Annotated in this window: 11 protein-coding genes; 2 read left to right on the forward strand and 9 right to left on the reverse strand. The window is 45.1% G+C overall.

Annotation, left to right across the window (positions count from 1 at the left end; all coding sequences use genetic code 11):
* Positions 1–11 precede the first annotated feature (11 nt).
* The 6 genes from H8K33_RS06380 to H8K33_RS06405 all read right to left on the reverse strand — a co-directional run bounded on the left by H8K33_RS06380 (position 12) and on the right by H8K33_RS06405 (position 5,498).
* Positions 12–641 (reverse strand): lysophospholipid acyltransferase family protein, encoded by a 630-nt coding sequence (locus tag H8K33_RS06380; protein ID WP_186890150.1) that lies wholly within the window; start codon positions 639–641, stop codon positions 12–14.
* A gap of 190 nt (positions 642–831) precedes the next feature.
* Positions 832–1,446 carry a ParA family protein gene (locus tag H8K33_RS06385; protein ID WP_186890151.1) on the reverse strand — a complete coding sequence of 205 codons (615 nt, stop codon included), beginning with the start codon at positions 1,444–1,446 and terminating at the stop codon, positions 832–834.
* A 78-nt stretch (positions 1,447–1,524) separates the two neighbouring features.
* The gene (locus tag H8K33_RS06390) at positions 1,525–2,262 is read right to left on the reverse strand and encodes a pseudouridine synthase (protein ID WP_186890152.1); all 738 of its coding nucleotides are present in this window, start codon (positions 2,260–2,262) and stop codon (positions 1,525–1,527) included.
* Positions 2,263–2,367: 105 nt separating this feature from the next.
* Positions 2,368–3,570 carry a M24 family metallopeptidase gene (locus H8K33_RS06395; protein ID WP_186890153.1) on the reverse strand — a complete coding sequence of 401 codons (1,203 nt, stop codon included), beginning with the start codon at positions 3,568–3,570 and terminating at the stop codon, positions 2,368–2,370.
* Between the two features lie 190 nt (positions 3,571–3,760).
* Complete coding sequence (locus H8K33_RS06400; protein ID WP_186890154.1) at positions 3,761–4,954, reverse strand: aminotransferase-like domain-containing protein; 1,194 nt, start codon at positions 4,952–4,954, stop codon at positions 3,761–3,763.
* A gap of 85 nt (positions 4,955–5,039) precedes the next feature.
* Entirely contained in the window at positions 5,040–5,498 is a 459-nt protein-coding gene (locus tag H8K33_RS06405) for a RidA family protein (RefSeq protein ID WP_186890155.1), read from the reverse strand.
* Between the two features lie 386 nt (positions 5,499–5,884).
* Here H8K33_RS06405 and H8K33_RS06410 point away from each other — a divergent pair, with 386 nt between their 5' ends.
* Positions 5,885–7,321: an aminotransferase-like domain-containing protein gene (locus H8K33_RS06410; protein WP_186890156.1), complete on the forward strand. Its 1,437-nt coding sequence runs from the start codon at positions 5,885–5,887 to the stop codon at positions 7,319–7,321.
* Between the two features lie 83 nt (positions 7,322–7,404).
* Here the strand turns inward: H8K33_RS06410 and H8K33_RS06415 are convergent, their stop codons facing one another.
* Positions 7,405–8,502 carry a GGDEF domain-containing protein gene (locus H8K33_RS06415; protein ID WP_186890157.1) on the reverse strand — a complete coding sequence of 366 codons (1,098 nt, stop codon included), beginning with the start codon at positions 8,500–8,502 and terminating at the stop codon, positions 7,405–7,407.
* 359 nt (positions 8,503–8,861) lie between these two features.
* Here H8K33_RS06415 and cysS point away from each other — a divergent pair, with 359 nt between their 5' ends.
* A complete protein-coding gene (gene cysS, locus H8K33_RS06420) occupies positions 8,862–10,238 on the forward strand; it encodes a cysteine--tRNA ligase (protein WP_186890158.1) in 1,377 nt (458 codons plus the stop codon).
* A gap of 74 nt (positions 10,239–10,312) precedes the next feature.
* Here the strand turns inward: cysS and H8K33_RS06425 are convergent, their stop codons facing one another.
* Together H8K33_RS06425 and H8K33_RS06430 are read right to left on the reverse strand one after the other, a co-directional pair.
* Complete coding sequence (locus H8K33_RS06425) at positions 10,313–12,280, reverse strand: peptidase U32 family protein (RefSeq protein ID WP_186890159.1); 1,968 nt, start codon at positions 12,278–12,280, stop codon at positions 10,313–10,315.
* Between the two features lie 92 nt (positions 12,281–12,372).
* Positions 12,373–15,864 (reverse strand): response regulator, encoded by a 3,492-nt coding sequence (locus H8K33_RS06430; protein WP_186890160.1) that lies wholly within the window; start codon positions 15,862–15,864, stop codon positions 12,373–12,375.
* Between the last annotated feature and the right edge of the window lie 34 nt (positions 15,865–15,898).

Genomic DNA, 15,898 nt, shown 5'->3' on the forward strand with positions numbered 1-15,898 from the left:
CTCATTCTCAATTAGTCCGTCTTCGTATCCGATTTTTTAGGGGAATTGACTTGTATCTGCTCGCCATCAAATTGTTGAGGATTCTTACCTGTAAAGCCAGCATAGAACTGACGAATTAAAATCATATCCTCTTCAATGTTGCCGCAAGGATAGAACAATTTACCGACTCCGCCAATCTTTTCTTTAAAATCAACGTAAGCCAAACCCAAAGGCACACCTGCGCCGTGCGCAATATAATAAAAACCTGTTTTCCAACGTGTCACTTTGCCACGTGTTCCTTCGGGCGGAACAATCACAATGATCTTTTCATTTTGATTAAATGCTGCGATCGTCCCTTCCACTAAATTTCCAGATTGGGAACGGTCAACCGGAATCCCGCCCAGCCAACGCATAATCGCGCCAAAAAATGGGGGAAACAAACTCGACTTTCCCATCCAGTACACATCCAGGCGCAAAACAAAACAAAGCATCAAGGCAATCGGAAAATCCCAATTACTAGTATGTGGTGCAGCGATCAACACGCATTTTTGTACGTCAGCTGCTGTCCGGTCTACACGCCAGCCAAGCAGTCGTAAAATCAAGGCTGAAATCCAACGCATGATCGTGTTAATAATGGGTGTTTTAAAGATAGTGAAATGCATAAGGTGATCGCTTTTGAAGCGATATTGAAGCACTAGACTGGACTATTTAGCAACAGTCGCAGTCAAGCTTTTCAATATGTCGCTTGCGGTTTCAAGGTGAGGTTTTTTTATAATTATGTTGTCTTACTTTTTTGTACTTCTACACACCATTGAATCTGCGTCAACACAAACGCAGATTCAATTCGGTGATTTACTTCTTTGAGACCCAAGACAAAAGTTCATCCCATTGCGCCAGATCTTTTTCAACTTTAGAAGGTGCGACATCCCAAAGTGTCGCGCCGTGTGCTGCTAACTGAATGTAATTTTGCGTATCGCGCAAGTAACCTAACACGGGCAAACCAAGCTGAGTGACATAGTGAGCCAATTGATCAGCAGCTTTTGTACGCGCATTCACCCGCATTCCCAATACGCCGACTTCACACTTCTCATCACGTTTCGCCAATTTTTTCAGAAAATCTTCCGTCGCCAGAATATCGAACATGGATGCTTGTAAAGGCACCACCACTTTGTGAGCGATCTTCAAAATCGCATCGAGCTTATTGCCTTTAATTCCCGCAGGCGTATCAATCACGACATGACTCGTTCCCTTTGGTGGTTTGACGATGTTGCTGTCAGAAATTTCCCAACCTGCAATCGCTGGCAAATGTGCAGGACGCAAAGATAACCAAGCACGTGAAGAGTGTTGAGCATCGGCATCACCTAACATCACTTGATGTCCTTGTGAGGCAAAATACCCAGCAAGATTGGTTGAAAACGTGCTTTTACCAACGCCACCTTTAGGATTCATCACCGCGATCACTAGCATAGCTATTCCTTATCGACGAAAACAACAGGGTAAAGAAGTTATACAAACCAAAATGCTGCCTGTGAAACGACAGAATCCTTACGCAGCAGATGAATTGTCCAGATCAGGCACCAACAAAGCAAGATGTTCAGGCTCCAAATAACACCACTCGCCTTCTTGCAAACCAAGCTTAGCGAGTGTTAACTGGCCAATCGAAGTACGCGTTAAGGCAGCACAATGATTTCCCGCTGCCGCTAACATGCGTTTAACCTGATGGTATTTTCCTTGTTCCAACACAATTTGCAACTGAAATTCACCAAGCTGCACACAGCTTTGTGCAGCCAAAGGTGCCGGTTCATCATGCAATTGCACGCCAGACAATAGTTTTTGGACTAATTCATCTGTTACCGGCTCGGCGGTAGTCGCAACATACAACTTAGGAATATGTCGTTTGGGAGAAGATTGCGCATGAATAAATGGACCATCATCGGACATCAATAACATGCCCGTCGTATCATGGTCTAAACGCCCGACAGGCTGCACATCACGCCAACTTAATTGTTCTGGCAACAAAGTCAACACGCCAGGATGGTGCGAAGGTTTGCGCGAACACTCAAAATTTGCTGGTTTATTTAAACACAAATAAACATGTTCGCGATAAGTCCACTCTTCTTCAAAAATCGTGAACACCAGTCCCTGGGTTTCTATCAATTCTTTGTAGTTGTCATGGACTACGCCGTTGATAGTCACTTCACCATCTTCAATCAGTTCACGACAATATTTACGGGTACCGAAGCCCTGCGATTGCAGAATACGGTCAAACGATAATTTACTCATGGGAAAATGCTCAAAAAATGCAAGCCTGCATTTTACCTGCTAAGGATGCCGAGAAGCAAAAAAGCCTGCTGATGCAGGCTTTTTGAGAATGCAGAAAGTTGGCAATCAAACACCAAAAGGTGCATCAACTGCATAACTTTGTCCGGTAAACCACTTCGGCCCTTGTTCAGTCATGTAAAAATGATCTTCCAATCGAATACCAAATTCCCCGTCCAAACAAATCATCGGCTCATTACTAAAGCACATGCCTGCAGCTAGGGGAGTTTTATTGCCCCTCACCAAATAAGTCCATTCATGAATATCAAGACCTATTCCATGCCCAGTACGATGTGGCAAACCTGGCGTCTTATAACCAGGTCCCAACCCAGCAGCTTCTAGTACACGACGAGCCGCTGCATCAACTTCTTCACATGCCACACCAATTTGCGCCGCATCAAATGCCGCGGCCTGTGCGGCTTTTTCCAGATCCCACATACTGCGTTGACGCGCTGTTGGCTCTCCAAAAACATAGCTACGCGTGATATCAGAATGGTAGCGCTCTATCATACAGCCGGTATCAATCAATACCATATCGCCTTCTTTCAGATACTGAACACCATCAGGACCATGCGGAATCGAAGTCGGCAAACCAAAACTAACAATACAAAATGTCGAGCTACTGCCGCCGAATGCACGATGTGCTTGATTGATGAAATCAGCCACCTCGGTTGAAGAAATGCCCTCGCGTAGAATTTTGGCGGTTCGTCTTTGTACTTCAAGCGTGATGTTCTTCGCCGCCTGCATCAGCGCAATTTCATTGACCGACTTATGCATACGGCACTCAGCAGTAATCACCATGCCGTTCACAATGTCATAAGAAGACAAGGCTTGACGCAAACCATCGGCAATAAAAAATGGAGCAGCTTCATCCAAGGCGACCTTACCATGCACATTCTCGTCTTTGAGAATTTGCGCAACTAATGCATACGGACTTTCATCTTCTTCCCATAAGCGAATGTCTGCTTGAGCACCCAGTGTTTCGCGCAATTTGGAATCTTCAAATGCGGGACTCACAAAAATCAATTTGCCCGAGTTTGTCATGATGGCACCAACCAAACGCTCACTTTGATACCACGATAAGCCAGTGAAATAATACAAACTGGTACTAGCACTCAAAACTAATGCCGCAATGCCCTGCTGTTGCATCAAGACAGTCGCTTTATCTCGTCTTTGTTGACGCTCTTGATTGCTAATCGGGCGAACATGCGACAAGTCTTTCGCAATACTCGCCAATTCTGTTGCCGCATTTGAGCCACCGATTGAACGCATGATGTGTATCCTTTTGTGTTGATTCAGAAATGAAAACGCAATAAAGCCGAATGGCGATGACTGTAACAAATTATCCGTGATTGGTCTTGTAGTTGAGCCGATCAAGAATGACGAAATCGGCACAATAAAAAAGGCTTATCATTTTACTGACAAGCCTTTTTCACAAAGATGCTACAAAATTAAAAGCAAACTACATACGCGCTTTAATCAAGTTACCGATTTTTTCAATACCTTCATTAATTTTCTCTGGTGATACGGTCACAAAACTTAAACGGAAAGTATTCGTTTCTGCCTCATTCGCATAGAAAGGACCACCCGGAACAAATGCGACATTGTTCGCAATCGCATCCGCCAATAAGTCTTTGCTATGAATATGCTTAGGCAAGGTCGCCCAGATAAACATGCCGCCGATTGGCCGTGTCCATGTCACGCCCTCTGGGAAATGTTTCGTCATCGCCGCCAACATGACATCACATTGCGCGGAATAAAAACGACGAATACTTGGAATGTGCTCATCTAAGAAACCATCTTTAATCACTTCATATACGGCCATTTGCGTCAAGGTCGACGTATGCAAATCGGTCGCCTGCTTGGCTTGTTCCAATTTACGAATCAAGGGTACTGGTGCGACCATATAACCAAGACGGATGCCTGGGGTCAAAATTTTAGAGAACGAACCAAGATAGATAACCCCATTTGGGTTCATATTCAACAATTTCGGCAATGGCTCACCGCTGTAGCACAAGTCACCATAAGGATTGTCTTCAATCAATGGAATGCCCATGCGCGCGCAGGTTTCCACCAATTCTTTGCGACGTTCAACAGACAAAGTGCGGCCTGTCGGATTTTGGAAATTAGGTAAGGCATAGAACAATTTCGCGCCCTCACCTTTCGCTGCGACTGATGCAGGAACTACACCATTATCATCCATCTCAACTGAAACAAATTCTGGGCGATAAACAGAAAACGCCTGCAAAGCACCCAAGTAACTTGGCGTTTCCACCAAAATCTTACTACCTTCGTCGACTAACACTTTCGCCAACAAATCCAAACCTTGTTGCGAACCCGATACCATCATGATTTGATCTGCAGTAATTGTGCAATCCGCTGTCGATAAAGATTTAGCGATGAATTCACGCAAGGGCGCATAACCATCTGTTGTGCCGTATTGCAAGGCAGTCTTGCCATTTTCGGCCAAGACTTTATCGAATGCTGCGCGCATGCGATCAACCGGGAAAGTTTCAGGTGAAGGCAAACCGCCTGCAAAAGAAATGACTTCTGGACGCATCGTTACTTTAAGAATTTCACGAATTGCCGAGCTTTGTAACTGCTCCGCACGTTCAGAAAATTTCCACTCTATCGGTTTTAAATTTTGCAGGCTCATACTTGATTCATTTCAAAAAAAGAATTTCAAAACTATTGGTTTGCACAACACCACAAACATCCTATTCAGATTCGCTATTGCTAGCTCAGGCAATCTCAGCGATCATTTCGATCTCTACACACGCACCCAAAGGAATTTGTGCCACGCCAAATGCGGAACGCGCATGTTTACCCTGCTCACCAAATACTTCGCCGATCAACTCAGAAGCGCCATTGGTGACCAAATGCTGCTCGGTAAAATCGGCCGTTGAATTTACCAGACTCATTAACTTGACTATGCGTTTAACACGGGTCAAATCACCGCCACAAGCATCTTGCAAAGTCGCCAACAGATCGATCGCAATCGCACGTGCAGCTTCTTTACCCTCGGCGGTCTCCATATTTTTACCTAATTGTCCAACCCAAACCTTGCCATCTTTTTTTGCAATATGGCCAGACAAAAATACGGTGTTTCCCGTCTGTGCATGCATCACATAAGCCGCGGCAGGTGCGGCAACTGCTGGCAATTCAATATTCAAGGCTTTTAATTTTTCATAAACTGACATAGGGGTTCCTAAACAAAGTGATTCCGCAATTGCATCATTTTCAGCGGAGTGTACTCAAACGAAGACTGCCGACATTGTAAGGGGCAAGCGCTGGCAAGACCACTGTGGAATCTAAAAACAACTCAAATGTCGACAAGTTTGCTCGCTCTTTTGACTGAAACTTGATTAAAACTAAGTGATTAAGCCAATTCAGGTATTGAATTTTCATCAGCTTTGACATGTTTCAAGACCAAAGAAATACCACTAACTACGCTTCAATCTAGCATTTCATTATTTATATTTCATGCTATGCTAACCGCAAAAACCAATACAGTACCAATACAATTATAGAAATAGATTTCACACTGTCACGGTACTTTCGCCAATACAGAACCCGAGGTAATTTCATGCGATCCAGCTCTCAACTCACAATTGGCAATGTCGTATCACGCGATTCTGGCGGCTCACTGGTTGAGCAAATTGTGCGATCGGTTGCCTGTCGTATTGATGACAAACTCCTCAGAACCGGCTCACGCATGCCGTCAATACGGCAATTTGCCGACGAACAAAAGGTTTCACGCTTTACGGTCGTTGAAGCCTATGATCGCCTAGTCGCCAATGGTTATCTGGAATCGCGTCGAGGTTCTGGTTTTTTTGTGCGTGAACGAGCCTCTTTGATTAATACCAGTCACAATCCCACACAAGAAATTCCCAGCTCACAACAGCCTGATGTGGTGTGGCTGGTACGCAATATGCTGCGCCAGTTACCACCGCAAAAAATGCCCGGCTCGGGCCTCTTGCCGCATGAATGGTTAGATGGCGAATTAGTCGCTAATGGTCTGCGTGCGGTAAGTCGTTTAAACCAAAGCCTGCTTTTGCACTACGGCACGCAACAGGGCTTTCTGCCATTCCGTCAGCAATTACAGCTCAAACTGGCGGAATTAGAAATCGCCGCAGCGCCAGAACAAATCGTCACAACCAACGGCGTAACACAAGCATTGGATTTAGTTGCTCGTGAATTCACCCAACCCGGCGACACCATTTTTGTTGATGATCCCGCTTGGTTTCTGATGTTTGGCACCTTTGCCACGCTAGGAACAAAAGTAATCGGTATACCGCGACTGCACGATGGCCCTGACGTCGCTAAGTTAGCTGAACTGGCGGCTTTGCACAAACCCAAACTGTATATTATTCATTCGGTACTACACAATCCAACCTCCACCTCTCTTTCAGCAGCAAAAGCATTTCAGGTATTGAAAACTGCAGAACAACATGATTTTATGATTGTGGAAGATGATATCTATTGCGACATGCATCCAGGTTCCGCGGTACAAGCAGCGACACGTTTATCCGCCTTAGATCAATTAAATCGGGTGATTTATTTAGGCGGCTTTTCCAAGACGCTTGCTGCGAATCTTCGGGTGGGCTTTATCGCCACCTCTCGCGAGACAGCGATACGATTAGCGGATCGTAAAATGTTATCGACTTTGACAACCAATGAAATCAGTGAACGCGTAGTGCATAAAATTTTATCGGAAGGACATTATCGTAAGCACGTAGATCGCATTCGCAGCAAATTGGATAGTGCACGTGATGAGGTCACTAGTCGCGTCGAAAAAATAGGTATGCGAGTGCAGTACCGTACGCCTGCAGGCATGTTTCTATGGGTAGATACCGGAAAAGATACGATCGCCTTAACCGAAAAAGCATTAGAAAAAGGATTTCTGCTGGCGCCTGGCAGCTTATTCTCACCGCATCAATTACCGTCCACACATATGCGTCTGAACGTCGCAGCGATGGCTGATTCTGGCGTGTGGGATTTTTTAGAAAATGAACTTCAATAATACTAGATTGCTAATTGAGTCACTGATTGTGCGACTAATTGAGCAACTAAGTGAGCAGAAAATTTCAAATCAAGCTTATCACTTCAAGCAAATGCCATCGCCCCATGTCGTTCCACTGGCGCTGAATCAGAATGATTTGCGAGCTGCAAATCCGCTTCCGCACGATGGAGCAAAACTTCAACAGTATCGGTCTCCTGCATAGCCGCAATACCAACACGTGCCGTAATTTTGACTTCTTTACTCGCCGCTGTAATTGGCATCGCAGAAATCGTATGTAGCATCCTGTGCGCGATTCTTTCAGCGATTTCCGCCGTCGCCTCTGGTAACAAGACGACAAATTCTTCCGTGCCATATCTGGCCAAGATATCGTAATTGCGCGTTGCTCGCTGCATGCGTTTAACCACTTCGACCAACACCACATCCGCCGTACCCGCACCAAATTGCGAATTGATTTGTTTTAAGTGCTCAATATCAAAAATCAACACGGATAGCGTTTTTTGCAAGCGCAAATGACGCTGCATCTCATTTACCATCAAACGCATTAATTCACGACGATTCACCACGCCGGTAAGAGGATCGGTAATTTCTTTTCTTTGAAGTTCAAATTCTGCACTTAATAATTTCAAGCGAAGTTGATATAAATAATTGGCAAGCACTTGGCCGGTATAAGTGCTTAACAGTAGAATCGCCAATACCGTCAATTGATGCACTAATGAGGGGAAGATTTTTGTCAAACACAGAGCAGTAGCAACAAATAAATAAGCAAAAGCCAAGTGTTTCAGATATCCCACACGCAGAGGTAAAACTAAAGATGTAATCACACAAATCCACGCATCGATCACAAAATGACCAAGATAGCTCAATGGTGATAAAAAATTACTCATTAACTGAGAGATCATCACCAAACTAATCCAGTAAAACAAATGCTTTTCTAAGCGCGCCAAAGGCATCGCCCGCTGAATACTTCGCAACAGCCACCACGCGTATCCCCAAGCGAGCACACGCACGATACCAACCGTCAGAAAACTCTGTCCCAAGCCCAAAATAGAAAAGTCCATGTACAGCAATGGAAGGCTAAGCCACATCAAAATTCTTAGCACACGCTGTGACTGTATTTGGTCGGTTTTTTGGTACTGGGCACGAAGCTCCGCATCCGTCACGTATGGATAGGATGTCGCCATTTGCACTCCCCTTTTTTGATTCTTTTTTTATGTATATTCAGCCAAATCACCTGCGTTCTTGGTACATCACGTGCATGATTGAGCTTATGTTTAGTGTAGTAGTTGGCGGCACAAATTCAAACAAATTGACGCAAATTAACAAAAAATATCGCTTCCTATTCCGCAATTTGGCAAGATGGGCTCGATCTGATCAAAAAATCATCGCAATAGACATCGTTTTACTGCGAGAAGCGCGGGAATTAAGGGATAATAGTGGGGTGGTCGATGAAAATTTTTATCACATCGCTTTTCGCTTGAACAAATTCCCTTGTTCAGTCGACTGACTTCATTTTTACATCAACGAATAAATCAATTACCAAATGGACATGCATCTATACGACAACTGGGAACGTTCCCTACGCCCTTTCACTCCGATTCATCAAGATTGGGTAGGTCTGTATTGTTGCGGTCCAACAGTGTATGACTACGCGCACATTGGTAATTTACGCACCTATTTGTTTGAAGATGTATTACGACGCGCGCTTGAGCTAAATGGCTACAAGGTTCGTCACGTCGTCAACATCACCGATGTTGGTCACTTGGTGTCCGACGGTGATGACGGCGAAGATAAAATGGAAAAAGGTTCACGACGCACAGGCCAAACAGCGTGGGAAATTGCCGAGAAATATACGGTCGCATTTAAAGAAGATATCCAACGCTTGAATATTCTTGAACCAAAGATCTGGTGTAAAGCAACCGATCACATTGTTGAACAAATCGACTTCATCAGCATCATTGAGGAAAAAGGCTACACCTATCGCACCTCAGATGGCATTTACTTCGACACCTCAAAGCAAGACAATTACGGTTATCTGGCGCGCTTAAATCGCGAAGGTTTAGAAGCAGGAAAACGTGTTGAAATCGGTGAGAAGAAAAATCCAACCGATTTCGCACTCTGGAAATTTAGTCCTGAAGATAGCACCCGCCAAATGGAATGGGATAGTCCTTGGGGTCGTGGATTCCCTGGTTGGCACATCGAATGTTCAGCGATGTCGGCCAAATACTTAGAGCCGTGGTTTGATATTCATTGCGGTGGCGAAGACCACATTGCGATTCATCACAGTAACGAGATCGCGCAAAATCAGGCTTGCCATGGAACCCGTCTTGCTAACTTCTGGATGCATGGCTATTTTCTGCAAATCGATGCTGGCAAGATGTCGAAATCCAGTGGTGACTTTCTGCGCTTACAAACTTTAATTGATGAGAATATTGATCCGCTCGCTTACCGTTGGCTCTGCCTGTCGGCACACTACCGCAGTCAGCTCAACTTTAGTTGGGATTCATTAAAGGCATCGCAAACTGGTTTAAATCGCTTACGCGAAACTTATTACAGTTTCCCTGCTGGCGGCAACATCCATCAAGATTACGCGACTCGTTTTCAAACGGAAGTGAATCAAGATTTAAATCTGCCTAAAGCAATTGCGGTCATGTGGGAGATGTTGAAATCGACTATCAGCGATGCAGATAAAAAAGCCACGCTAGATTATTTTGATCAGATGCTAGGACTCAATTTAGCGGCATGGGAGCCAAAGAGAACGGAAATTCCTGCACACATTTTGGAACTGCTAGAGCTACGCAAAGTTGCGCGTCAAAATAAGGTATGGGCAGAATCAGATCGCTTGCGTGATGCGATTAAAGCAGAAGGGTTTGAAGTTGAAGATACCGCGGCGGGAATGATCGTTAAAGCAGCATCCTAATCATCAACGCAGGAGTTGTATCAAAAAAAATGGTGTGAAGAATAGATTTTCTTCACACCATTTTTTGTTTATGCTTATTTTGCAGGTCTGGTTTTATGAAACACCACCGGGCTCAACACAGTTGACGGCGGAGGTGATTTCAAGATATGTGGTTTCATCGTGCCCATCACATGCATCTCACATGGCTTACAATCAAAACGCAAGGTGATTTTTTCATCGCCATTGATCAAAGTCATAGGCTCTGCCTTCACCTGACCCTGCACTCCCGTGACGCCTTTTGCCTGCTTAGGACATAGGTTGAATGAAAAGCGCAAGCAATGCTTGGTGATCATCACTGGCACCTCACCTGCTTCCTCATGCGCCTCATAGGCAGCCGCAATCAACTGCACGCCATGCTTTTTATAAAACTGACTGGCTTTCTGATTATAGACATTCGCCAAATAAGTGAGTGTCGTCTCTGGATAAGCGACCAGCGGTTCTTGCGCTGCCTCACGCAAAGGACGTTGCCACATACGAATACGTGCTTGTTCATGCGCGCTGACTGCCTCACGTCGCAATGCATTCGCAATCGATACCGGGATGAACCATGCATGGCTGAGTTGGACGTTCAACTGTTCGAGATAAAACATCGAACTTCCCAGCTTTGCCAAATTTTCACGCAAGCCTGCTTCTACTTTATCGGCGTGTTGCGCAACTTCCAACTTAACGGCGATTGAAGTGCTGGTTGTAACACCATCCGCATCGCTTAAACTTAACACTAAACCCTGCGCATCATCCGTCACATTCATCCATAAACCCACTTTACGATCTGAGGATTTTTTGGTTAGCGCCATCTCCCATTGCTGATCGCGATTTCTGTGCACAGACATACCCACTTTCAGACTCGCAAATTCTGCCATCTTCTCATTTGGATGAACGCGCCAGATCGTGCCATTCTCATTTGTCTGTTTCTTTTCTACGGTATTCGCATGCACGCCGACCACTTCACGTTTATGCATGTAATTCAATCCGTCACCATTGGCGAGATCTTCATTGGTTTCCAACTCAAACCAATCCGGACCTAAACGTGTGACATAACCAATATGTAAGCCAACAAATTTTGGTGAATCAAACGCACCAATATTGTCTAAGCGGCCATTGGCGAAATAAGCGGTATGACCACGATGAAAAGTCTTATCAACATTCGGTGTAAAAGCAATTTGGGTATGACCGCTTGAGGCACGATAAAACTCCGGGCGACGCTCCAAGATTTCGTCAAGTAATAAACGATAATGGGCTGTGATGTTTTTTACATAGCCCATATCTTTATAACGACCTTCAATCTTTAAGGATTGAATACCCGCATCGAGCAAAGCTTCCAAATTGGCGCTTTGATCATTATCTTTCATCGACAGTAAATGCTTATCATACGCCACCACACGTCCTTCATTATCCGTCAAGGTATAAGGCAGACGACAAGCTTGCGAACAATCGCCGCGATTCGCACTGCGACCATCTTTGGCGTGTGAAATGTAACATTGACCAGAATAAGCAACGCACAAAGCACCGTGTACAAAATATTCAAGTGGTGTATTGGTTTGCGCCTTGATGGCTTTAATTTGCTCTATGGTCAGCTCACGTGCCAGCACCAATTGTGAAAAACCAGAGGCGCCAAGAAAATGCGCTTTCGCTGGCGTACGAATATCACATTGCGTACTCGCATGAATTTGAATCGGTGGAATATCTAATTCCATCACGCCCATATCTTGCACGATCAAGGCATCGACCCCAGCATCATAAAACTGTGTAATCAATTTTTGCGCTGGTTCTAATTCACTGTCGTGCAAAATGGTATTGAGGGTGACGAAAATTCTTGCATGATAGCGATGTGCAAACTCGACTAATTTGGCGATTTCGCTAATTTCATTACTGGCGTTATGACGCGCACCGAATGAAGGGCCGCCAATATAGACGGCATCTGCGCCATGCAAAATTGCTTCACGACCGATTTCCACAGTCTTTGCAGGCGAGAGTAATTCAATTTCATTGATACGTAGGGTCATGGTAACGCTGACATGTAGGCAAACATGCGAACAAAATAAAGGGATGGATTATAACGAAAAGCCAGATACCACGCTCGTTTTAAGCCAGATGATCAAGTTTCTGCTTGTTGATTTAACCACTCTTGTGCTTGTGCCAAGGTTGACTCCAACACCATCTCCATTTCAACAAATAAACGATCTGTCTCTTCGGATTGTGCTGATTTAATCGCGGTCTCCAATTCCCTGGACAACTCGACAAACGCGGTTGCCCCCAAGGTGCCCATAGAACCTCGCATGGTGTGAAATATGCGCGCGGCATCGTCCACCCTGTGTTCCTGCCAAGCCAGCAAGGCGGTATCAAACTGCTCGGGACTCTTCACAACCATATTTTGAATCAGGCCGACAAAGGTCGTTCGATAAGCTGGATTTCCCTCGCAAAATGCCATAAATCGATTGGGATCAAAGTAGGTCTGTTGCACATTTTCGTCTTGTACAAGAGGCGATTCACTCTCACTCTTGCGCCGAATTTCAAAACCACGTGAGCTCAAAAATCGCTCTAACGCTGTTTGCAACTCTGCACTTTCTAAGGGCTTACTCACATAATCATTCATTCCTGATTGCAGACAAATTTCTTTGTCACCATGCATCGCGGCTGCTGTCACTGCGATAATCTGCGGCTGTTGAATGTTGGCATTGCGGACGATTTTGGTGCTTTCTAAACCATCTAATACGGGCATATGCAAATCCATCCACACCACATCGAATCCTTGCCCGCTAGCGTCTGCCGCCAGAATTTGATCAACTGCATCACGTCCATCATTTGCGGTCTTTGCTTGATAACCTAAACGCTCCAACATCATTCCGGCCACTTTCCGATTAGTTGGATTATCATCCACAATCAGCATACGCAATGGAAAACGATTCCCGAGATTTGGCAAGCCTTGCCGACGTTCCAATTCCGCCTCATGCGCCAGTCGCTCACCCTGCTTTGAGACAAAAAGCAACTGAAGTAGCGCTTCGGTTAAATGTGATTCACGAACTGGCTTTAATAAATAAGTGTGCCCCAGTTGTTCAATTTCACGCTGATAGTTTTCATGCTGTTCTGTTGGTGTGATCAATGCCAGAATCGGCAGCTGCGACAGGGCTTCTGATTGATTGATTTGCGCAGTCAATTCAGAAATAGACAGCAGACTTTGATCCACATTCATGACCACTAAGTCGAACTTGGTTTCTGTGCTTTTAAAGATTTCCAACAATTGATCCGATTGCTGAACGATCTCAACATCCATTGCAAATTGCGTCAAACGTTGCTGCATAATCCGCGCACTATTTGCATTCTGATCAATCAGCAATACCTTCTTTCCCGCCATCGCTTTTAATTGTTCGCGCGCGGCCATATCACTGGTATTCGGATTCACTGTCGCTTCATCGAAATACGGCGTGGCCTGAATTTGTGCGGTAAAAACGCTGCCCTTATTTTCTTCGCTATGTACACGAACCCCACCGCCCATCAACTCAGCTAAACGGCGACTGATTGCCAGTCCGAGTCCAGTACCACCATACTTTCGTGTCGTTGCCGCATCAATTTGCGTAAATGCAGAAAATAAATGATCAATGCGGTCGGCAGGGATACCGATCCCACTATCTCGCACATGAATTTCCCAGCGATTTTCCATGTTCAAATCGGAATCAAATGCGTCATTGCCTGCTTTGCTCACTTGAACAATCACTTCCCCGCGTTCGGTAAACTTCACAGCATTACTCAGCAGATTCAAAACAATTTGTCGTACACGTGTCACATCGCCTAAGATAAATTTCGGTACGTCAGGATCAAACTCATAGAGAAGCTCGATCTTCTTTTGATTTGCAGCACTCGCTAACAAAGCAATACAATCCTCGATCATCTGCTGCAAAGAAAAGGGTTCACATTCCAAAGTCATTTTTCCTGATTCAATTTTTGAAAAATCTAAAATATCGTTAATGATCGTCAATAAAGCATCGCCCGATGAACGTATGGTGTCGACATAATCGCGCTGCGCTGGAGTCAACGAAGTCCCCGATAATAAATCCGTCATACCAATGACACCATTCATTGGCGTTCGTATCTCATGACTCATCGTCGCTAAAAATGCGGCTTTGGCATGTGCCGCTTGCAGTGCTTGTTCGGTCTGGTGCTCAAGATCACTAGTTCGTTCATGAACCCGTTTTTCCAACTCAGCATTTTGCGCCAGCAAGGCATTGCGAGATTGTTGAAGAGCACTCGCCGCGTTTCCTAATTCGTCGCTAATTTGTTTAAATTCGACGAAATTCGTTCGAATGACTTCAGACTCCAAACCGCCATGTCCCAGCTTATCTGCTGCACGGGCAATAGCAGCAATGCTGCTATTTAAACGACTCGCAAACCAGATTCCAAATGCAGAAGCAATCAATGCCAATACAATGGCTAAAGCGAGGGTACGTTGTCCCTTTTGTTTAATCACATAATTGAAATCATCAGCTGGCACGGCAATCACCAAGCGCCAATCTGGAAAATTCAGATCTTCGCGCTGATGCTGTACCAGCGCATCAGAGGTCGCACTCACACCTTGATTTAACACGAGCGCGTGAGCCAAATGTGTCTGCCCGTTCAATTCAAATTGATAGCTTTCGCAAATCCCGGCTAATTTACAAGGATTACTGCCATTTTTCGCGCCTTTATCCGATGCAATTCGAGCACTCGATTTAACGCGCTCGGGCAAAAATCGCATGGCATTTCGAATCAAAGAAGAATTTGCTTCTAAAGCAGCGACCCGTGGTACGTCTGGTGATCCCAGTAACATCGTGTCCACCGAAGTTGCTACCAAATCACCGCGATTATCGACAATAAATGCAATCGCATTTGGACTAATTTCAAGATTATGTAATGAAGTGCTCAATAAATTAAACGATACATCGAGTGCCAGCACTCCAATGATTTCACGCTTGGCATTTCGAACCACGGTCGAATGCGCGACTTGTAATTGATTGCGCGAAAATGAACGGTACACATCAGTCCAGGCACGCCCATCTCTCGCTTGTCCGTTCTTATCTGCTGCCGCTAATGCAGAAATAAACCAAGGACGAGAACTAGCCACATATGGGCGCGTTTCTTGTCCGATTTTCATGCTCCTATCTAATGGATAAGCACTGCGGAAACGTTGACGAAAATCACCTTCTTTCTCTTGCAACAAAACTTCTGGCAATTCTTCTTCATCGTACACGTTAATCGCGCGATAGCCATCTCGCAGCGATGCAAAGCCCAAAAACTTCACCAAGCGACTACCCCGCATTGCGCCCCAAGCGACTTCTTCAAAACGATCCATGCTAGTGAAATGTCGAGGGTCAGGCATCCCAGCTGTGCTGCCGTCGTGACTAGAAAAATAATTTAGCAAGCGTGCAGGTTCCGCCAAATCTGCATCGGCTGCATCACTGGCACGCAAACTGGCTTGAACCATCACGGCATTGGCAGCATCAATGGCTGTTTGTTGAGCTGCGCGGTATCCAAACCAAGTGATAAGCAAAGCTGGCAAAAGCACCAGCAGGCCAATCGCAAGTGGTAAAAATAACTTGAGGTGGATGTTCTTCACGCCAAACGCTTTCCATACAAAACTGGTATCAGTA

Origin of the sequence: Affinundibacterium amnicola (genome assembly GCF_014284275.1) — a bacterium.
GTDB classification, from domain to species: Bacteria; Pseudomonadota; Gammaproteobacteria; order Burkholderiales; family Burkholderiaceae_D; genus Undibacterium; species Undibacterium amnicola.